Raw genomic sequence first — 22,032 nt, 5'->3', positions numbered from 1 at the left:
CGGGGCCGAGCGGCGCGGTCCGGCGCGGAGGGTGCGCGGAGGAGGGGGCGCGGGCAGGGCGCCGGGACGGGCGGTCGTCCGGGCGTCCCCGCCGCGCCGTCAGGTTGTTTCAGCGGGACGTCAGCATGGCTTCCGCGCCGTCCAGGGAGCGTTCGACCGTGAAGCGGAAGAACTCCGTCTCCTGCGCGGCGACGGCCGCGGGGTCGGTGCTGCGGGAGCGGGCCGTGGTACCGGCCGCGGCGAGGCCCGGATGCGTCTCGTCCTCGGCGAAGGCGGCCATCGCGCGCCCCATCTCGGCGCGTGCCGTGGGGAAGCTGCCCCGGTCGTCCTCGACCGCGACCAGCGTGAACGCGCAGTTGAACAGGTAGCGGTAGACCTCGGGCGCGTGCGCGCCGAACCCGGCCTTCAGCAGGACCCGGATGCCCGTGTCGATGGTGGGGAGCGCGGCCGGCACGTTCGGGCCGACGACGCACAGCCGCCGGGCCACGCCCGGGAACTCGCGCAGCACGGTGCGGCCCTCCGACATCACGGAGCGGAACCAGTCCCGCCAGGGGACGTCGTCGTCGGGCACGGGTATGCGGGAGATGACGCGGTCGGTCACGCCCATGACCACCGCCTCGCGGTCCCCGACGTGGTGGGCGATCACCCCCGGCCAGACGTCGAGGCGCGTGGCGATCTGCCGGATGGACCAGCCGTCGAGCCCGCGTTCCCCGGTCAGTTCGACCGCGGCGTCGATGATCTTCTCTGCCGTGATCGGCGGCAGACCCGCCGACGCCCGGGAGCGGCGGCGGGGAGCTGAGTCTGACATGACGAAAGACCTCACACTGGGGCGCTGTTCTGTCAGCGCTGGGATGCCAGGCGGCTCGCAAGGCAAGGTCAACACTAACCTATTAGCCACTGTCTAAGAGTCTGGTGTAGAGTCTTAGACAGTGGCTAAGAGAGGTCCTCCGGCCTCTTCGGACGCCCTGTGCGCACACCTGTGCGCGGAGGGTGGACGACCCGCCGCGGCCCGGTGGCCGGGACCTGTCTCCCCGCCTCCTGCTTCCCCTTCCCGTCCCTGTGTGCGTCCGGCGCGGGTCCATTCCTTCCCCGCCCGCGCCGGCCCCCCTCCCCGAGAGGCTCCACGCCATGCGCAAATGGATGCCGCTGCTGGCCGTGTGCCTGGGCACCTTCATGCTGCTCATCGACGTGACCATCGTGAGCGTCGCCCTGCCCCAGATGACCGACTCGCTGGACACCTCCTTCTCCGCCCTCCAGTGGGTCGTCGACGTCTACGTCCTCGTCCTCGCCGCCCTGCTGATGGCGCTCGGCTCGCTGTCCGACCTGGTCGGCGACCGGCGGGTCTACCTCGCCGGACTGACCGTCTTCGCCCTCTCCTCGCTCGCCTGCGGCCTGGCCACCAGCAGCGAGGCGCTGATCGCCGCGCGCGGTGTGCAGGGCCTGGGCGCCGCCGCCATGTTCGCCACCAACACCGCGCTCATCGCGCGCAACTACGAAGGCCGCGACCGCGGTATCGCGTTCGGCATGTGGGGCGCGGTCAACGGCGCCGCCGCGGCGGCCGGACCGATCCTGGGCGGCATCCTCACCGAGCACCTCAACTGGCGCTGGATCTTCCTGGTCAACCTGCCCGTGGCCGCCGTCGCCCTCTACATCGGCGCCCGCTTCCTGGCCGGCTCGGAGACCCGGACCGACCGCCGCGTCGACCTGCCCGGCACCGTCGGCTTCACCCTCGTCGCCACGCTGCTGATCTTCGCCCTGATCCGCGCGGGCGAGGACGGCTGGGGCGCCGGCAACACCCTGGCCCTGTTCGGCGGTTCGGCGCTCGCGCTGGTCGTCTTCCTGCTGGTCGAACGCGGGCGGCGGGACCCCATGCTCGACCTCGGGCTGATGCGTACGCCGTCCTTCGCCACCCTGATGGCCGGTGCCGTCATCTTCAGCGCCGCCGCCTTCGCCAACCTGGTGTTCGTGTCGGTGTGGGCCCAGTCGGTGCTCGGCTTCAGCCCGGTCAAGGCCGGACTGATCCTCATGCCGTTCAGCGGTGTGTCCTTCCTCGCCGCGGGGCTGGGCGGCCGGTTCCTGGCGAACGTGCCGCCGCAGTTCCCGATCGGCGGCGGGCTGCTGCTGATCGGCGCCGGTTCGTTCCTGGAGATGTTCGTCTCCGGCACCTCCGGCTGGACCGGGCTGCTGGCCGGCTTCCTGGTGGCCGGTGTCGGCGTCGGCATCGCCTCGCCGATCCTCGCCTCGGCCGCGCTGGCGGCGGCGCCACCGGACCGCGCGGGCATGGCGGGCGGCGCGGCCAACACCTTCCGGCAGCTCGGCTTCGCGCTGGGCATCCCGGCCGTCGGCACCATCCTGTCCGGCGCCGTGGCGGCCAAGCTGACGGACAGCAAGCTGTTCGCCGACGCCGACGCCGCGGCCGAGCTCGTCACCGGCGGGCAGTCCGGCGCCGTGCTCGGCGCGCTCCCCGCGCAGTCCCGCGCCGCGGCGCAGCGCGTGGTGGAGGACGCCTACGCGGCGGGCCTGGACCGGGTCTTCCTGCTCGGCGGTCTGGTGGCCGTCGTCGCCGGTGCCCTGGTGCTGCTCCTGGTGCGCGGTGCCGCGACTCCCGCCCCGGGCGGGGACCGGCCGGGCGCCCCCGGGGTCAAGGCGTCGGAGGAGGGCGTTCCCGCGGTGTGACAGACGGTTTCGGTGACTTTCCGCGTAACCGTCGGGAAAACCCGTATGACGCGTCCGGGAAAGCCCGGATTTAAAGCGGAGGGATTCGTTCCGGAAATATGCCCCTGGGATTCACTCATTGCCAGGGGGACACGTTCCGCGTGACGAATCCCTCCCTTTTACGCTTCGCCCACCGAACGCTCCGCGCGTGCGGTAGAGATTCTGTTGTCCGGATGTGTGCTCGAGAATGCACGTGAAGGGTGGGGGATGACTGCGGGGCGCGAGAGAGACGGTCTGCGAGCCGCTCGTATCAAGGCGGGACTGACCCAGGAAGAGGTCGCCCGCCGGGCCGGGATCAGTGTCAGGACCGTACGGCACATCGAGCGCGGCGAGGTGCACACCCCGCGCCACGACTCGCTCGACCGCCTCGCCCGCGTTGTCGGGTACGACCTGGCCGCCCACGGGCCCCGCCCCCGGGGCGGGCCCGACGAGCGGGCCGCGGCCCCCTACGAGATACGCCTGTTCGGGCCGCTGACCCTGTTCCGCGCCGGACTGCCGGTGGCCGCCCCGCCCAAACTCCGCGCTCTGCTCGGCCTGCTGGCCGTCCAGCCCGACCAGGTCGTCGGGCACGAGGAGATCGCCGACGTCCTGTGGCCCGGCGACGCCCCGCCCGGGTACGCCGGACTGGTCCACACCTACGCCGCCCGGCTGCGCCGCGTCTTCGGCCAGGGCACCGGCGGCCGGGGCGGCGGCCGCCGCATCGGCACCGTACGCGGCGGCTACGTCTTCAACAGCACCGGCGTCCGGCTGGACCTGCACCAGTTCGAGGAGCGCGTCGCACGGGCCGCGCGGACCGCCGGGTTCGACCCGCTCAGCGCGCTCGAACTGTACGGCCAGGCGCTGCGCGGCCGGCAGGGCCGGATCCTCCAGGACGTGCCGCAGCTGTGGCAGCACCCCGCCGTCGTCCGCGTCGCCCAGCGCCACATCGACGTGGCCAGCGACCTCGCCGACCTGGCGCTGCGCCTGAACCGCCCCGGCTACGCGGTGGAGCACCTGGTGACGGCCACCCACGAGGACCCGCTGCACGAAGGGCTCCAGGCGCGGATGATGCTCGCCCTGGCCGGGTCCGGCCGCCGGGCCGCCGCCCTGCGGCTCTTCGCCGACCTGCGCTCCCGGCTGCGCAAGGAACTGGGCGTCGAGCCGAGCGACGAGGTGTGGCGCGCCCGCCACGCCGTCATCGCCGCCGACACCCCCGAGCCGCTGCCCCAGCCCGCCGCCGCCCTCGCGGCCCCCGCCGCCTGGCCGCCGCCCCAGCACCCGCGGCGCGCCCCCAAACTGCTCTCCGCCATCGGACGCCAGCCGACCGCCGGATCCCGGACCGCCCCGCCGGGCGTGCCCCCGGCCGCGCCCGGCGGACCGCGGAACCTGCCGGGCGCCGGGCCCCGCGGTCTCCGGGCCGCGGCCGCGGCGGGGGACCGTCCGCCGGGCACCGGGACGCACGGCGCGCCGGGCGGGCCCGCGCGGGAGCCGCTGACGGCGTACCCGCAGGACAGACTGCCCGAGCAGGCGCCGGGCGCCCCGGGCGAAGGGACACAGGGCGTGCCGCGGGAGGCGTTCGGCGGCCGCTCGCAGGACGGCCCGGCCGGCCGGACGCGGGAGGCGTCGACCCCGGGCGCGCAGGAGCCCCCGGCCTCCGGTGCGCCGGACCGGCCGTCCTCGGGCGCGGCGCGCCGGACGGCTCCGGGCACGCCGTCGGCCCAGCCGTCCCGGGGCGCGGCGCGCCGGTCGTCCCCGGCCTCCCCGGGCTCCCGGGACAGGACTCCTCCGTCGCCCCTGGGCATGCCGGTGGCCCCGCCGTTCCCGGTCCCGGGGCCTCAGCCGCCCCTGGGCTTCCCGGCCCGGCTGTCGCCCGGTTCACCCGCCCAGGCGGCCGCCGGGCCGCGCCCGCAGCCCGCGTCCTGGCCGCCGTCCCACGGCCCCCTCCGGGTCATCGCGCCCCCCGCGCAACTGCCCGCGACCACCCCCTGGTTCGTCGGCCGCGACCAGCAGCTCGGCGCGCTGAACGCCCTGCTGACACGACGTCAGTCGGACACCGCCTCGGTGAGCATCGGCGTCCTGCACGGCCCCCGCGAGGTCGGCAAGACCGCGCTCGCCGTCCGCTGGGCCCACCAGCGGCACGAGGCGTTCCCGGACGGCCAGCTCTACGCCGACCTCCAGGGCGGCTCCGGCAAGCCGGTGCCCGCGGCGACGGTGCTCACCCGCTTCCTGCGCTCGCTCGGCGTACCCGACGCCTGGGTGCCCGGCACCTGCGAGGAGGCGGCGGCGCTGTTCCGCAGCATGGTCGCGGGCCGCCGCTTCCTGGTCCTGCTCGACGACGCCGCCGACGCCGCCCAGGTCCGCTCCCTGCTGCCCGGCACGCCCGGCAACCTCGTCCTGGTCACCAGCAGGACCCCGCTGACCGACCTGGTGACCCGCGAGGGCGCCGTGCCGATCCCCGTGGACGCGCTGTCGCCGGCCGAGGCGCACGCCCTGGTCGAGGCCCGCCTCGGCGCCGAACGCACGGCCGCCGAACCCGGGGCCGTCGCCGAACTCGTCGCGGTCTGCGGCTCGCTGCCCGTGCCGTTACGCGAGGCGGCCGTGCGCCTGGCGGCCGAGCCGCGGCTGTCCCTGCGGGCCCTGGTGGACGAACTCGTCCGCACCGGCCCCGGGTCCGGCCGCACCCGCAGGCCGCCGCTCGTGCCGCGCCGCCCCGGCGCCGCGCGGAACGCGGACGCCACGCCGCGCGTCTTCGGCTGTCAGGGCTGACACGGGCGCTGACAGCGGCGCCCCAGGCTGACATCGGTATCAGTATTACCCCGCCTCCGCAGAACGCCCCAGCTCAGCGCGTGGAATACCGGAGGACGGCGGACGGCTGCCCTTTCTTCCCGGCCCCGGAATGTTTTCCCGGGGCCGGTCGCAGTTGCCCGAAGAGGTCCGCGGTCATAGGTTCGACGTCGCGGACAGGGTCCGCCGTCCGGCCCCTTGTGGCCCTCTTAGCTCAAGAATCTACGCGCCTCCGCAGGGGGCGTCCTCCGGGAATTCCACCCACCCCCGGCAACGCGCGAAAAGCCGTTCGGAGAGGATCGGAAATGGTGAAAATCACGGCCGAGGAGGCCCAGAAGTGGCTGATCGATGAGATCGCGCAGCGCTTGGGCACCGACCCGTCCCAGGTCCCGCCGGACCAGTACTTCGACGAGCTGGACCTCGACAGCACCGCCGCCCTGATCATCGCGGGCGAGATGGAGAAGTGGCTCGGCTTCGAGCTGGGCACCACGGCCCTCTGGTACCACCCGACCATCGAGGCGCTCGCGGCCCACATCGCCGAGGAGTCCGAGCGGCGCACCGCCGCGGTCTGACGTCCACCGGACGCCGGACGGCCACCGGACGCCGCGCCGGACGCGGGTGACGGCGGGGGAGCGGGACCGGTACCGCCGCCCCGGCCTTCCCCGGCTCCTCCCGGGCCGCCACCGGCCGCCCGGGAGCCGAGGGGCCACCGACCGGGACGCCGGTCACGGGCACCACGGGCCACGAGACCACGGGCCATCGCCTACGGGCCCCGGGACGGTCACCGGGACCGGTCACAGGACCGGTCACCGGGAACCGTACGAGGCCCGGCCTCAGGCCCCCGACGGCGCCAGTCGCCCCGGCCCGCGAGTGCGGTCGCCGGGCCGGGGCGACCGGCCGCCACCCCGAACCGTCCGCCCGCCGGGCACCGGCCCCGCCCCCGGCGGGCGGACCACCGCCGCCGTCCGGCGGCCGGGCGGAGCCACGGCCCCGCCCTCCGGCAGCCGGATCCGCGACAGCCGGACCCCGGGGGCCGGACGCCCGACCCGACCGCCCCGGCGGCCGGGCCGCCGGCCGTCCGGCCGCCGGCCGCCCGTCCGTCCGCCGGTCCCGCCGACGTACCGCCCGATCGCCAGCGCACCTCAGCACCTGAGCACCTGAGCACCCGTCCGTCCACCGGGGCCACGCCCCTCGTCCGGTCCGTCCGCTCACCGGGACCGGCCCGTCCGTTCGCTCACCGGGGCCACGGGTCCGTCCCGTCCGGCCACCGAGCCGCGAGGGCGGTCACGCGGCCACCCGACCGCACCGCACCGCCACCGCCCGCCCGCCGCTCCCGACCTCCCTGTTCGCTCCAGATCCAGAGAGACTCGCCGTGAACTCTTCGCAGGAATCCGACCTCGACCGTCGGCTCGCCCGGGAACCCATCGCCATCGTCGGCCTCTCCGCGCTCTTCCCCAAGTCCAGCAATCTGCGGGAGTTCTGGTCGAACGTCGTCTCGGCCGCCGACTGCATCGACGACGTGCCCGCCGACCACTGGGACGTCGACGAGCACTACGACCCGGACCCGACCGTGCCGGACAAGACGTACGCCCGGCGCGGCGGCTTCATCCCGGACACACCGTTCAACCCGCTGGAGTTCGGGCTGCCGCCCAACACACTGGAGGTCACCGACGTCCTCCAGCTGCTCAGCCTGGTGGTCGCCCGCGATCTGCTGAAGGACGCCGGAGCCGACCAGGGCTGGTACGACAAGGCGCGCACCGGAGTCGTGCTCGGCATCACCGGCGCCAACCAGCTCACCCAGCCGCTCACCGCCCGCCTCCAGAGCGGTGTGCTCAAGGAGGTCGTGCGCAGCTGCGGCCTGTCCCAGCGGGACGCCGAGGAGATCGTCGCCAAGTTCCGCCTGGCGTACGCCCCGTGGGAGGAGAACTCCTTCCCCGGCATGCTCGGCAACGTCGTCGCGGGACGCATCGCCAACCGGCTCGACCTCGGCGGCATCAACATGACGATCGACGCCGCCTGCGCCAGCTCCCTGGGCGCCGTCCGCTCCGCGGTCAGCGAACTGGTCGAGCGGCGCGCCGACACCATGCTCGTCGGCGGCTGCGACGCCGAGAACACGATCTTCATGTACCTGTGCTTCAGCAAGACCCCGGCGCTGTCGAAGTCCGGGCACATCCGCCCGTTCGACAAGAACGCCGACGGCACCCTCATCGGCGAGGGCATCGGCATGCTCGCGCTGCGCCGCCTCTCCGACGCCGAGCGCGACGGCAACAAGATCTACGCCGTGCTGCGCGGCATCGGCACCTCCAGCGACGGCCGCTTCAAGTCGATCTACGCCCCCCGCAAGGAGGGCCAGATGGTCGCGCTGCGCCGCGCCTACGAGGACGCCGACTGCTCGCCGTCCAGCATCGAGCTGTTCGAGGCGCACGGCACCGGCACCGCCGTCGGCGACGCCACCGAGCTGAGCGCGCTGTCCGCGGTCGTCTCCGAGTCCACCGAGGACCGCCGCTACGCGGCCCTGGGCAGCATCAAGTCGCAGATCGGGCACACCAAGGCGGCGGCCGGCGCGGCCGGCATGATCAAGCTGTCGCTCGCCCTGCACCACAAGGTGCTGCCGCCCACCATCAACGTGGACGAGCCCAACCCGGCCATCGACTTCACCTCGGGCCCGGTCTACGTCAACACCGAGGCCCGGCCCTGGATCCGCACCCCGGAGCGGCCCAAGCGCCGCGCCGCGCTCTCCTCGTTCGGCTTCGGCGGCACCAACTTCCACGTGGTCATGGAGGAGTACGGCGACGGCGACGACCTGCGCGTCTCCTACCCGGTCGCGGCCGTGCACCTGTGGCACGCGCCCGACACCGCACAGCTCACCGAGGCGCTGGCCTCCGGCGCGCCCGCCACCGGCGGCCCGGCCCCCGAGGGCCACGCCCGCGTCGCGTTCGTCGCCCGCACCGCCGGGGAACTGGCCGACCTGCGCGCCCTCGCCCTCGGCGAACTGCGCGCCCGCCCCGACGCCGACACCTGGTCCCACCCCAAGGGCGTGTACTTCCGCCGCTCGGCGGCCGCCCAGGGCAAGGTCGCCGCGCTCTTCGCCGGACAGGGCAGCCAGTACGTCAACCCCGGCCGGACCGCCGTGATGGCGCTGCCGCCGCTGCGCGCCGCCTTCGACGCCGCCAACCACCACTTCGAGGGCGCCGAGCCGCTGTCCCGCGTCGCCTTCCCGCCGCCCGCCTTCGGCGAGGAGGAGCGCGCCGCGCAGGAGAGCGCGCTGCGGGCCACCGCGTACGCCCAGCCGGCCATCGGCGCGCTGTCCGCCGGGCAGTTCACCTACCTCAGCGAACTCGGCTTCCGCGCCGAGGGCTTCCTCGGCCACAGCTTCGGCGAGCTGACCGCGCTGTGGGCCGCGGGCGCCCTCACCGACGAGGCGTTCCACGCGCTGGCCCGCGCCCGCGGCAGGGCGATGGCCCCGCCCGCCGACGCCGGCACCGGTGCCGACACCGGCGCCATGGCCGCCCTGTCCGTCTCCGAGGCGCAGGTCACCGAACTCATCGCCGGACGCGACGGCGTGGTGGTCTGCAACCGCAACGCCCCGGACCAGATCGTCGTCGGCGGCCCCACCGCCGAGATCGACCGCCTCGTCACCGACGCCCGCGACGCCGGACTGCGTGCCAGCAGACTGCCCGTCTCCGCCGCCTTCCACACCCCCTTCGTCGGCCACGCCCTGGACGCCTTCCGCGCCGACCTGGAGCGCTACGAGGTGACCGCGCCCGAGGGCACGGTCCTCGCCGACACCGCGGGCGCCGCGTACGGCGACGACATCGCCGCCAACCGCGCGGTCCTCGCCGAACAGCTCATCAACCCGGTGGACTTCGCCACCCGCGTCGAGGAGCTGTACGAGGCCGGGCACCGGGTGTTCGTGGAGTTCGGCCCCAAGAACGTGCTCACCCAGCTCGTACGGCGCATCCTCGGCGACCGCGAGCACACCGCCATCGCCCTGGACGCCGGACCCGGCCGCGACGCGGACGTCGCCCTCAAGCAGGCCGTCGCCCAGCTCGCCGTGCACGGACTGCCCCTCGCGACGGCCGACCGCTATGTCGAGCCGGTGGCCGAGCAGGCCCCCGCCAAGGGCATGTCCATCCTGCTCAACGGCATCAACTACGTCTCGCCGGAGCGGAAGGCGAAGTACCGGGACGCCATCGAGAACGGCTACCGGATCGCCGTACCGACCCTGCCCGGCACCGCCGTGAACGGCACCGGCGGGACCGGTGGCACCGCTCGCGGCGACGGTGACGGCGGCGCGGGCCGCGGCGCCGCCGCCGGACCGGGCACCGCCCCCGCGCACACCCCGGCCGCGCCCACCCGCCTGCCCGCCCCGGCGCCCGCGCCCGTCCCGGCCGCCGTGGCGTCCGCCGCGCCCGTCCCCGCCGGAGTGACCTCCTCCGCCGCGGTGGCCGTGCGCACGCCGGGCCAGGTGGCCCCGGCCGCCGCGTCCGTCGCCACCGCGCCCGCCCCGACCCCCGCTCCCGCCTCTGCTCCCACCGTCATGGAGACAGCTCACGTGGACAGTGACCGCCTGGCCGATCTCGTGGCCGACCATCTCGCCCTGCACGACGACTATCTGAACAGCCAGTTGCAGAGCGCCGAGCGCCTGACCGGCCTCCTGGAGCGCGCCGCCGAACAGGGCCGGCTCGGACAGGTCCTGCCCGGGATCAACGCCGTCAAGGAGCACGGCCTCGACATCGGCCGCAGCCACCTGCGCGCCAACGAGATCCTGCGCGACCTGGCCGGCCTTGAGCTGGGCACCGCCGCCCCGGCCACGGCGCCCCGCCCGGTCCCGGCCCAGCCCGCCGCCCCGCGCGTGACCGCCGCCCAGCCGGCCCCGCAGCCCGCGCTGCCCAGCCCGGCCGCCGCCGTCGCGGCGCCCGCCCCGGCCCCGCAGGCCCTGGCCACCGCCCCGGCCGGCAGCCCGGCCCCCGCGCCCGCCGCCCGTCCGCTGCCCGCCGCCCCGGCCCCGGCCGCCGCGCCCGCCCCGGCCCCCGCCGCACCCGTCGCGGACACCGCCGCTGTCGAGGCCGCGCTGCTGGACGTCGTCGGCCAGAAGACCGGCTACCCGGCGGACATGCTCGAACTGGACATGGATGTCGAGGCGGACTTGGGGATCGACTCGATCAAGCGGGTCGAGATCATGGGTGTGATGCAGGAGCGGTTCGGCGGCGGTGTCGCGGCCGGTCCGGAGCAGCTCGCCGAGCTGCGCACCCTGCGCGACATCGTCGACTTCATGGCCTCCTCGGCGTCCTCGGCTCCCGCCCCGCAGTCCCAGACCCCCGCCCCGGCCGCCGCCTCCGCACCTGCGGTGGACGCCGCCGCCGTGGAGGCCGCGCTGCTGGAGGTCGTGGGCCAGAAGACCGGTTACCCGGCGGACATGCTCGAACTGGACATGGATGTCGAGGCGGACTTGGGGATCGACTCGATCAAGCGGGTCGAGATCATGGGTGTGATGCAGGAGCGGTTCGGCGGCGGAGTGGCCGCCGGTCCGGAGCAGTTGGCCGAGCTGCGCACGCTGCGCGACATCGTCGACTTCATGTCCTCCTCGGCGTCGTCCTCCTCCGCGTCCGCCCCGCAGGCGCCCGCCGCCGTGGCCCCGGCCGCCGTGTCCGCGCCGGTGGCCGACGCGGCCGCTGTGGAGGGTGCGCTGCTGGAGGTCGTGGGCCAGAAGACCGGTTACCCGGCGGACATGCTGGATCTCGACATGGATGTCGAGGCGGATCTGGGGATCGACTCGATCAAGCGGGTCGAGATCATGGGTGTGATGCAGGAGCGGTTCGGCAGCGGTGTCGCCGCCGGTCCCGAGCAGCTCGCCGAACTGCGCACCCTGCGCGACATCGTGGAGTTCATGTCCTCCTCCGCGCCCGCCGCGCCCGCCCCGCAGGCGCCCGCCGCCGTGGCCCCGGCCGCCGCGTCCGCGCCGGTGGCCGACGCCGCCGCTGTGGAGGGTGCGCTGCTGGAGGTCGTGGGTCAGAAGACGGGTTACCCGGCGGACATGCTGGATCTCGACATGGATGTCGAGGCGGATCTGGGGATCGACTCGATCAAGCGGGTCGAGATCATGGGCGTCATGCAGGAGCGGTTCGGCGGCGGTGTCGCGGCCGGTCCGGAGCAGCTCGCCGAACTGCGCACGCTGCGCCACATCGTCGACTTCATGTCCGGCGCCCAGAGCGGCACCACCACCCCGGAAGGGAGCGCCGCCCCCGCCCCTTTCGGCGGTGAGCCCGAGGCCACGGGCGGCCCACGCGGCGGCATCGGCCGCGCGCAGGCCGCACTCGTCGAACTGCCCGTGCCGGACCAGCTGGTCGGCGCCTACGCCAAAGGGTCCGGCGCGCTGATCGTCGACGACGGCTCCGAGCTGGCCCCCGCGGTCGCGGCCCGGCTGACCGAGTCCGGACGGCACGTGCACGTCCTGCGGCTGCCCGGCGTGCCGCAGCGCATCAGCGGCGTCAAGGACCACGCCCTGTCCGGCTGGGGCGTCACCGAACTCGCCGAGCGGATGGAACTCGTCCTCGCCGACCGGATCAGCCTGGTCATCGACCTCTCCGCCGCCCACCACGACGAGTTCGCCGACGGCACCCGCCGCCTCGCGCACACCCTCCTCGTCGCCAAGCACGCGGTGGAGGCGCTGAACACCGCCGCCGACACGGGCCGCGCCGCCTTCGTCACCGCGACCCGCCTCGACGGCGCCTTCGGCCTCACCGGCGTCACCGAGGAGCACACCCCGGCCGCCGGTGTCGCCGGCCTCGTCAAGACGCTGGCCGTGGAGGCGCCGAAGCTGTTCTGCCGGGCCGTCGACCTGGCCCCGGAGCTCACCCCGGAGACCGGCGCCGCGCTGCTGCTGGCCGAGACGCAGGACGCCGCCGCCGGCGTCACCCAGGCCGGACACGACGGCACCCGCCGGGTCGGACTCGGCGTCGCCGAGGTGCCGCTGCCGCTGCACCCGCTCGCCGACATCCCGGAGGTCGGCCCCGAGGACCTGTTCGTCGTCACCGGCGGCGGACGCGGCATCACCGCCTCCTGCGTCACCGAACTCGCCGCCCGGCACCGGCCCGGACTGCTCCTGCTCGGCCGCACCCCGCTGGAGGACGAGCCCGCCTGGGCCGAGGGCGTCGACGACGCCGGGCTCAAGGCCGCCGCCGCGGCCCAGCTGAAGGCGTCGGGCGAGAAGCCCACCCCCAAGCGCGTCGAGCAGCTCTTCCGCGCCGTCACCGGCGCCCGGGAGATCCGCCGGACCCTCGCCTCGATACGCGAGGCCGGCAGCACCGCCGAGTACCTGGCCGTCGACATCACCGACGCCGCCGCCACCACCGCCGCCCTCGCCCCGTACAAGGAGCGCGTGACCGGCCTGGTGCACGGCGCCGGGGTCCTGGCCGACCAGCTCATCGCCAACAAGAAGGCCTCCGAGATCGAGCGGGTCTTCGCGCCGAAGCTGACCGGACTGCGCGGCGTCACCGCCGCCCTGGACACCGGACGGCTGCGCCACGTGCTGCTGTTCTCCTCGGTCGCCGGGTTCTTCGGCAACCGCGGCCAGTCCGACTACGCGATGGCCAACGAGACCCTGAACGCCTGGGCCTCCTCCTTCAAGCAGCGCCACCCCGCCGCCCGCGTCACCTCGCTGAACTGGGGCGCCTGGGACAGCGGCATGGTCTCCCCGGAGATCAAGGCGGTCTTCGAGGAGCGCGGCATCACCCTGATCCCGGTGGACACCGGAGTGAAGCTGTTCACCGAGCAGTTCGACGCCGCGCGCGCCGCCGACGTGGTGACGGTGCTCGGCCCGACGACCCCGCTGTCCGAGCCCGAGCGGCCCGCCGCCACCGGCCCGGTCACCGTCGAGCGCGGCCTGAGCACCCTCACCGCCGAGACCGTCGTCACCGACCACGTCATCGGCGACGCACCGGTCCTGCCCGCCGTCGCCGCCCTGGGCTGGGCGATCGGCGCGGTCGAGCGCACCGCGGGCACCGAGGTCAGGCAGCTGCGGGACTTCGCCGTCCACAAGGGCATCGTCTTCGACGGCAGCCAGCCCGCCCGGCTCGCGCTGACCATGACGACGGCCGCCGACGGCGTCCAGGTCGACATCCGCTCCACGGACGCCAAGGGCGCCCCGCGTCCGCACTACGCGGCCGTGGCCGTCCCCGGCACCGCGCCCGCCCCGGCCACCGTCACCGGACTGCCCGCCCTCGGCGGCGGACGCGACGCGGCCGGTCTCTACACCGACGGCACCCTCTTCCACGGTCCGGCCCTGCGCGGGGTGCGCCGGGTGCTCGCCGAGGACTCCTCGCGGCTCGTCCTCGAATGCGCCCTGCCCGAACTGCGGCCCGAGGGCGGCGCGTTCGGCGGCGCCCGGTTCGCGCCCGGCACCGCCGACCTGCTGCTCCAGGCCGGTCTGGTCTGGGTCCGGCTGGTCCAGGGCACCGCGTCCCTGCCGCTCGGCGTCGGCCGGGTCGACCTGCACCACCCGCTGCCCGACGGCGAGCCGTTCCTGATCGTGGTGGAGCCCGCCGCGGGCGGCACCTCCACCACCGCGTCGCTCACCATCACGGCCTGCGCACCCGACGGAACCGTACTGACCCGCTTCGACGGCGTCCGCGTGGTCTCGGCCCCGCAACTGGCGGCCAAGTTCATCCGCGGCTGACCTTCGCCCCGCCGCGGCGAAGCCGCACCACGCCACAGCCAGCGCAAGCGATCGGGCCGGCCCGGACGGAACCTCACCTTGCCGCCGTCCGGGCCGGCCGCCCGTCAGAAGGGACCCGAGAGCTCTCATGAGCAAGTACGCCATAGTCGGCCTCTCCTGCCTGTTCCCGGGAGCGGAGACGCCCGCCGAGTTCTGGCAGAACCTCCGCTCCGGCGCCGACAGCCGCCGCGAGGGAGGCGAGGAGGTCTTCGGCCAGCCGCCCGAGCCCCGCGACCTGGACCCCCAGCACGACATCTACTGCCGTCGCGGCGGCTTCGTCACCGACTTCGACTTCGACCCGCAGGGCTACCTGCTGGACGCCGAGCACCTCGCCGGACTCGACCGGATCTTCCACTGGTCCCTGCACGTGGCCCGGGAGGCGCTGCGCGACAGCGGACACGCCGACCGGCCGGACATCCTGGCCCGCACCGGCCTCGTCCTCGGCAACTACTCCTTCCCCACCCCGACGTCCGCCCAGGTCAGCGTGCCCCTCGTCCAGGAGGCCGTGCTGGAGGGGCTGCGCCGGGCCGGGCATCCGGCGCTCGGCGCGCTCGCCCGCGCCGAGGACCGCATCGACCGCGAGCGGCTGCATCCCGAGGACCTGAGCGTCAGCGGCTCCCCGGCCGGGGTCGCCGCCGCCGCGCTCGGCCTCGGCGGTCCCCGCTACGCCCTCGACGCGGCCTGCTCCTCCGCGCTGTACGCGCTCAAGCTGGCCTGCGACCACCTCGCCGCCGGGCAGGCCGACGTCGTCCTCGCGGGCGGTGTCTGCGCCCCCGACCCCACCCTCATCCACCTCTCCTTCGGCGACCTCAACGCCTATCCGCGCGACGGCTTCAGCCAGCCCTTCGACGCCCGCTCCGGCGGCATCCTCACCGGGCAGGGTGCCGGCATGGTCGTCGTGCGGCGGCTGGAGGACGCGCTGCGCGACGGCGACCGCATCCACGCCGTGGTCGACGGCATCGGCCTGACCAACGACGGCAGCGGCCGCCATCTGCTCGTCCCGCAGGGCGCCGGGCAGCTCGGCTCCTACCGGCTCGCCTACGAGCAGGCCGGCATCGACCCCACCACCATCGACTACCTCGAATGCCACGCCACGGGCACCCCCATCGGGGACGCCACCGAGGCCCAGTCCGTCGCCGACTTCTTCGGCACGGCGGGCCGGGTCCCGCTGATCGGGTCCGTGAAGGGCAACATCGGCCATCTGCTGACCGTCGCCGGGCTCAGCAGCATGCTGAAGGTCGTCCTCGCCATGGGCGAGGGGCACATCCCGCCGACCATCGGCGTCGAGCAGCCCGTCCGCTCCAAGGACGGCCGGGTCGGCGAGGACGCCCTCGTCCGCACCGGCCGCGCCTGGCCCGAGGGCACCGGGCCGCGCCGGGCGGCGGTCTCCGCCTTCGGCTTCGGCGGCACCAACGCGCACGTCGTCCTCTCCCAGGCCGACGCCGACAGCGCCGCCACCGCCGACAGCGCCGCCACCGCGCCGCCCGCCGAGACGCCCGTGCCCGCGCTCGACATCGCCGGACTCGGCGCCCACTTCGGCTCGTTCGACTCCGTCGACGCCTTCGAACGCGCCGTGCACTCCGGCCGCGACGCCCTGGGCCCGCTGCCCGAGCGGCGCTGGCGCGGCCTCGACCAGACCCGCGGCGGCTCCCTCGAACACGGCGCGGGCGTCTCCCCGGACGCGCTGCCGCACGGCGCGTTCGTCGACGGCCTCGGCATCGACCCGATGGACCTGCGGATCCCGCCCGCCGACCTGCGCACCTACAACCTCCAGCACGCCCTGGCCATCAAGGTCGCCGACGAGGCGCTGCACGACGCCGGTTACAGCCGCGCCGTGCCCAAGGGCGAGTCCGCGCCCGCCCCGCGCCGCATCGCGGTCGTCGTCGGCATGGAGACCGAGCCCACCACCCATCTGCGGATCACCCGCTACGGCCTGGGCACCTTCGTACGCCAGGAGTTCGCCCGCGCCGGCATCGAGGTCGACGAGGCGGAACTCGCCCGGCTGACCGCGGCGGGCCGGGACGCGGTGGTCGACCCGATCGTCGCCAACGAGGTGCTCAGCTACATCGGCAACGTCATGGCGAGCCGCATCTCCTCGCTGTGGAACCTCACCGGCCCCTCCTTCACGGTCTCCTCCGACGGCTCGGCCACCGCCGAGGCCCTCCAGGTCGCCCGGCTGCTGCTGCTCGACCCGGGCATCGAAGCCGTCCTGGTCGGCGCCGTGGACCTGGCGGGCTCGGCCGAGAACCTGCTGCTGCGGCCCGACGTGGTCGCCGAGGCCGGGCTCACCTTCAACGAGGGCGCGGCCGGCCGCCGGATCGGCGAGGGCGCCGGGGCGCTCGTCGTCACCCGGCCCGGCGAGGCCGCCGCACCCGTGTACGCCCGCATCGACGCGGTCGCCGTACGGCACGCGCCGCCCGTGGACGGCCGGGTGCCCGAGGCCGACGCCGACACCTACGCGGCGGCGGCCGAGGCCGCCCTCGCCGAGGCCGGCGTCACCGCCGACGACATCGGCTACATCGAGGCCCACGCGGGCGGCACCCCGGACCAGGACCGCGCCGAGATCGCCGCGCTGGCCCGGGTGTTCCCGGCGGCCGACGCCCCCGAGGCGCCCGCGGGCCCGCTCGGCCGCACCGGCCGGGTCGCGCTCGGCAGCGCCAAGGCGCAGCTCGGCGACACCGGCTGCGCGGCGACCATGGCCGGACTCATCCGCACCGTGCTCTGCCTGCACCACGGCTATGTGCCCGGCACCAGCGGCTGGCGCCGTCCGGCCGCCGCGCTCGCCGACGACTTCGCCGCCTCCGCGCTCTACGTCCCCGACGCCTCCCGCCCCTGGCTGCGGCGCACGGCCGGATCGCGCCGGTACGCGTCCGTCGGCTTCATCGGCGCGTCCGGCGCCCACGGGCACCTCACGCTCTCCGCCGAGGCCACCCGGGGCGCGCTGGTGCCCGGCGACTGGCAGCGGGCGGGCGGCCCCGTCGTCCTGCCGCTGTCCGCCGACACCTTCGACGGGCTGCTCACCGCCGTGGAGCGGCACCGCGAGCTGCTGGACGCGGGCTCGGACCCGTACGCCCTGGCCCGCGACGCGGCCCGGGAGCTGACCGGCCGCACCGTGCGGGCCGTGCTCGTCGGCCGCGACCGCGCCGAACTGGGCGCCCAGCTCGCCCTGGCCGCCCGGGACCTGCCCGCCGTGCACGCCTCCGGCGGCGAGTGGACCACCCCGGCGGGCAGTTGCTTCGCCGCCCGCCCGATCGGCCCCGAGGGCAAGGTCGCCCTGGTCTACCCGGGCGCCTTCAACTCCTACCCGGGCCTCGGCCAGGACCTGTTCCGGGCCTTCCCCGGGCTGCTCGAACGCTTCGAGTCCCAGGCCGACGCGCCCGAACGCCATCTGCGGGCCGCCGCGCTCCACCCGCGCGGCCAGGCCGCCCCGGGCCGCCGGGAGCTGATGGCCCTGGAGGCCGGACTCGGCGAGGACATCCCGTTCATGCTGGCCACCGGCACCAGCTTCGCGATCCTCTACACCGACCTGGTGCGCGACGTCCTCGGCATCACCGCGCACGGCGGCTTCGGCTACAGCCTGGGCGAGTCCAGCATGCTGTTCGCCACCGGCGGCTGGCGGCCCGAGGGCCGCGACGACGCGCTGATCAGCAACACCCCCATCTTCAAGGACCGGCTGTGCGGACCGCGCCGCACGGTCCGCGAGGCATGGGCACTGCCCGAGGACACCCCGGACGCCGAGGTGTGGGCGAGCCACGTCCTGCTCACCGACGCCGACACCGTACGGGCCGCGCTGCCCCGCTACGACCGGGTGCACCTCACCCATGTCAACACGCCCGCCGAACTGGTCGTCGCCGGAGACCCGGCCCAGTGCCGCGCCCTCATCGAGGAACTGGGCTGCCCGGCCGCGCGCTCGCCCGTCAACGCGGTCATGCACTGCCCGGTGGTGGACGCCGAGTCCGAGGGCCTGGCCGGGCTCAACGACTACCCGACCGGTTCCTTCGGCGACCTCGAACTGCTCAGCGCCTACGACTACGAGGCGCTGCCCGCCCTGGACCGCGCGGAGATCGCCCGCCGGATCGCGCACACCCTGCGCTCCCCGATCGACTTCCCGCGCCTGGTGCGCGGCGCCCACGACCGCGGCTTCCGGTACTTCCTGGAGGTCGGGCCGAGCGCCACCTGCTCGCGCTGGGTCCGCGAGACCCTGGGCGAGTCGGCGCACGTCGCGGTGCCGGTCGACCGGCGCGGGGTCGCCGCCACCAAGTCCATCGCCCAGCTCGCCGCCCGGCTCACCGCCCACGGCCTGGACCTCGACCTGGCCGCGCTGCTCGGCCCGGCCGCCGAACGCGTCCCGGCCCGGCCGGCCCGCCCCGCCCGGTTCCGGGTCGGCGGCGCGGACCCGGCCCCGGCCCGGATCGCCCGCGAACTGGCCGGTGCCGCCGCGCCGCAGGTCCCGGCCGCGGTCGGCGCGACGGCCGTGCCCGGCGCGGTCTCCGTCACCTCCACGGCACCCCGCGCGGTCCCGGCGGCGGTCTCCGCCGCCCCGGCCCACGCGACGGCCCCGGCCGCTCCGGTGGGCTCGCTCACCGCTCCGGCACCCGCCGCGCACGCCGCCCCTCCGGCCGCCGCCGCTCCCGCCGCGAGCCTCGCGGGCACCGGCACCGCCGTACCGCCGTCCGCCCCGGCGCCCGCCCCGCGCCCGGCCGGAACGGGCCCGCGCGCCGGTGCCACACCCCCGTCGACCGCCGGGTCCGCCCCGCACGCCGCGGCCGCCGTGCCGGCCCCCGCCCCCGACCCCGTCCAGCCCGTACCGCCGGAGGACTCAGCACTCATGCCCGCAGACCCGACCCTCGCCGACGCCGAGGTCATCGCCTTCGACGGCACCCCGGTCACGTACCTGCCCTGGGCACAGCACGCGCCCGGCGGCACGTCCCCGGCCGCACCGCCGCAGCAGCAGCAGCCGTCCGCCCCGGCGCCGGCCGCGCCGCAGCGGCCCGTCGCCCCGGCCGCCCCCACCGCGTACCAGGAGGGCACGGCCTCGGCCGCCGTCGCCGCCGACCTCGTGCGCGAGATGCGCCGCCAGATGGTCGCCACCCACTCGGTGGTGATGGAGACCCAGCACATCCTCCAGTCGGCCACCCTCTCCCGGGTGGAGGCGTTCCTCGACGGGGACGCCGCGCGGCCTCAGGCTCCCCAGGTGACCGTCCGGCAGGAGGCCCCGGCCGCACCCGCCCCGGCGCCGCTGCCGGAACTGCCCGCCGCCCCGCCCGCGCCCGCCCCCGCGCAGGCCGTGTCCGCCCCCGCCGCCCCCGCCGCTCCCGCCGAGCTCGTCCGGGAGGTCAAGGAAGGCGTCATCTGGGACGAGAAGGACCTGCTGGAGTTCGCGGTCGGCTCGGTCGCCGAGGTCTTCGGACCGGAGTTCGGCGTGATCGACGGCTACGGCAAGCGCGTCCGGCTGCCCGCACCGCCGTACCACTTCGTCAGCCGGGTCACCGCGATCGAGGGCACCACCGGCGAGTTCAAGCCCGCCACCATCACCACCGAGTACGACGTCCCCGAGGACGCCTGGTACGCGGTGGACGGCGGGGTCCCGCCGGCCGTCACCGTCGAGGCGGGCCAGTGCGACCTGCTGCTGGTCAGCTACCTCGGCATCGACTTCCGCAACAAGGGCGAGCGCGTCTACCGGCTGCTCGACAGCACCCTGATCTTCCGCGGCAACCTGCCCCGGGTGGGCCAGACGCTGCGCTACGACATCTCCATCGACCGCTTCGTCCACCAGGGCGACACCACCCTCTTCTTCTTCAGCTACAAGTGCTACGCGGACGGCGAGCTGATCCTCGAACTCCACGACGCCTGCGCCGGGTTCTTCAGCCAGGCCGAGCTGGACACCCCGCTCGGCGTGGTGATGACCGAGAAGGAGAAGGCCGCCCGCGCCGCCCTGCCGCGCGGCTACTTCAAGCCGCTCGCCTACACCGACAAGAACCACCTCACCCGCGAGGACCTGGACCTGCTCGCCCAGGGCAGGCCCGGGGACGTCTTCGGTCCCGACCACGCCCAGGACCCGGGGATCAACCCGGCGCTGCGGCTGCCCGACGAGAAGCTGCGCATGGTCGACGACGTCGTCATCGACCGCAAGGGCGGCCCGCGCGGACTCGGCACGCTCAGCGCGGTCAAGAAGCTCCAGCCCGACGCCTGGTACTTCACCTGCCACTTCCCGGACGACCACGTGCTGGCCGGTTCGCTGGTCGCCGAGGGCGCCGTCCAGCTCCTCCAGATCTACCTGCTCCACCAGGGCCTGCACCTCACCCTGCCCGACGCCCGCTTCCAGTGCGTCACGGACACCCCCATCGAGGTCCAGGTCCGCGGCCAGATCACCCAGGCCCACGAGGAGATCCGCTACGAGGTCGAGGTGATGGAGCTGACGCTGCTGCCGCGCGCCACCGTCATCGCCGACGTCCTGATCTACCTCGGCGACAAGCCGGTCATCCGGATGAAGAACCTCGGCCTCCAGGTCCGCGAGAAGGAGGGCTCGCCCTACCGCCCCGAGGCCGGCGGGTTCCCGAAGTTCCTCGGCCGCCGCAACCGCTCCGGCGAACCGGCGATGATCAACGAACTGCACCTGGCGCACGCCGCCAAGGGCCTGCTCGACATGGCGATGGGCCCCGAGTTCGAGGTCTACCGCGACAGCCGCGCCCCCTACATCCCCAACGGCGACTTCCAGTTCGTCGACCGCGTCATGTCCCTCGAGGGCACCCGCGGCGACCTCTCGCCCGGCGCGGAGATGGTCACCGAGTACGACTCCCCGGCCGACGCCTGGTACTACGAGCAGAACTCCCACCCGCACATGCCGAACGCCGTCTACATGGAGTCCTCCCTCCAGGCGGCGATCTTCCTCGGCTACTACCTCGGCGCCACCCTGAAGAACCCCGAGGAGCAGTACGCGATCCGCAACCTCGACGGCCGCGCCACCCTCGTCAAGGACATCGACCTGCGCGGCAAGACCATCAAGCACCACTCGAAGCTGCTGATGACCAGCGCCGTCCAGGGCGCGGTGCTCCAGAACTTCAGCTACGAGCTGTCCGCCGACGGCGAGGTCTTCTACACCGGCGAGTCGCTGTTCGGCTACTTCAACGCCGCCGCCCTCGCCAACCAGGTCGGCCTGGACAACGGCCAGTACGTGGCCCCCTGGATCGAGTCCGAGAAGCCGGCCGCCGACCGCGTCCGCCGCATCGAACTCCCCGAGGGCGCGCCCGCGTTCACCGACCCCGACGGCGGCCATCTGCATCTGCCCGGCGAGAAGTTCGCCCTCGTCGACCGGGTCGACCTGGTCACCGACGGCGGCCGGCACGGCAAGGGCTACCTGCACGGAAAGCGGGCCGTCCGCCCCGACGAGTGGTACTTCGACTGCCACTTCCACCGCGACCCGGTGATGCCCGGCTCGCTCGGCGTCGAGGCCGTCCTCCAGGCGCTGCGGCTGTACGTGCTGGAGCAGAACCTCGCCGAGGGCTACGCCCGGCCCCGCTTCGCCATGGCCACCGGGGTCGAGACGTCCTGGAAGTACCGCGGCCAGATCCTGCGCCACGACAAGGAGCTCTTCTTCGACGTGCACGTCAAGGAGATCCGCCGCGAGGACGACCGTCTGCTGGTCATCGCCGACGCCGACCTGTGGAAGCCGGGCCTGCGCATCTACGAACTGACCGACGTGGCCATCGAGGTCCGCCCCACCGAGGGGTGACGCCGGGGCCCGCCGTTCGGACCCCGCCGCGGACGCGGGGTCCGGCGCGGCCGGCCGTCCGCGCGGCCGGCCGCCGGACCCCGCCCGCCCCCGCGGACACGGCGCC

6 protein-coding genes are annotated in these 22,032 nt (G+C 75.0%); 5 read left to right on the top strand and 1 reads right to left on the bottom strand.

Annotated elements, in window-relative coordinates; all coding sequences use genetic code 11:
- Positions 1-109: 109 nt before the first annotated feature.
- Entirely contained in the window at positions 110-808 is a 699-nt protein-coding gene (locus tag ACWDYF_RS17705; RefSeq protein WP_018564636.1) for a TetR/AcrR family transcriptional regulator, read from the bottom strand.
- Between the two features lie 320 nt (positions 809-1,128).
- Here ACWDYF_RS17705 and ACWDYF_RS17700 point away from each other — a divergent pair, with 320 nt between their 5' ends.
- The 5 genes from ACWDYF_RS17700 to ACWDYF_RS17680 all read left to right on the top strand — a co-directional run bounded on the left by ACWDYF_RS17700 (position 1,129) and on the right by ACWDYF_RS17680 (position 21,926).
- Positions 1,129-2,676, top strand: coding sequence for an MFS transporter (locus tag ACWDYF_RS17700; RefSeq protein WP_037872560.1), 1,548 nt, complete (start codon positions 1,129-1,131; stop codon positions 2,674-2,676).
- A 246-nt stretch (positions 2,677-2,922) separates the two neighbouring features.
- Positions 2,923-5,460 carry a BTAD domain-containing putative transcriptional regulator gene (locus ACWDYF_RS17695; RefSeq protein WP_389469875.1) on the top strand — a complete coding sequence of 846 codons (2,538 nt, stop codon included), beginning with the start codon at positions 2,923-2,925 and terminating at the stop codon, positions 5,458-5,460.
- A 323-nt stretch (positions 5,461-5,783) separates the two neighbouring features.
- Positions 5,784-6,050: an acyl carrier protein gene (locus ACWDYF_RS17690; RefSeq protein ID WP_018564633.1), complete on the top strand. Its 267-nt coding sequence runs from the start codon at positions 5,784-5,786 to the stop codon at positions 6,048-6,050.
- 800 nt (positions 6,051-6,850) lie between these two features.
- Entirely contained in the window at positions 6,851-14,155 is a 7,305-nt protein-coding gene (locus tag ACWDYF_RS17685; RefSeq protein WP_389469872.1) for an SDR family NAD(P)-dependent oxidoreductase, read from the top strand.
- A gap of 127 nt (positions 14,156-14,282) precedes the next feature.
- The gene (locus tag ACWDYF_RS17680; RefSeq protein ID WP_389469870.1) at positions 14,283-21,926 is read left to right on the top strand and encodes a beta-ketoacyl synthase N-terminal-like domain-containing protein; all 7,644 of its coding nucleotides are present in this window, start codon (positions 14,283-14,285) and stop codon (positions 21,924-21,926) included.
- Positions 21,927-22,032 lie beyond the last annotated feature (106 nt).

The sequence above is a fragment of the Streptomyces sp. NPDC003284 genome (genome assembly GCF_053589675.1).
The sequence above is the reverse complement of the archived record's forward strand: the minus strand, read 5'-3'. Positions and strand labels throughout refer to the sequence as shown.

Excerpts from the sequence above, each read along its gene's own strand:
- ACWDYF_RS17700 (WP_037872560.1), top strand. The coding sequence starts at position 1,129 with ATGCGCAAATGGATGCCGCTGCTGGCCGTGTGCCTGGGCACCTTCATG.
- ACWDYF_RS17695 (WP_389469875.1), top strand. The coding sequence starts at position 2,923 with ATGACTGCGGGGCGCGAGAGAGACGGTCTGCGAGCCGCTCGTATCAAG.
- ACWDYF_RS17680 (WP_389469870.1), top strand. The coding sequence starts at position 14,283 with ATGAGCAAGTACGCCATAGTCGGCCTCTCCTGCCTGTTCCCGGGAGCG.
- ACWDYF_RS17690 (WP_018564633.1), top strand. The coding sequence starts at position 5,784 with ATGGTGAAAATCACGGCCGAGGAGGCCCAGAAGTGGCTGATCGATGAG.
- ACWDYF_RS17705 (WP_018564636.1), bottom strand. The coding sequence starts at position 808 with ATGTCAGACTCAGCTCCCCGCCGCCGCTCCCGGGCGTCGGCGGGTCTG.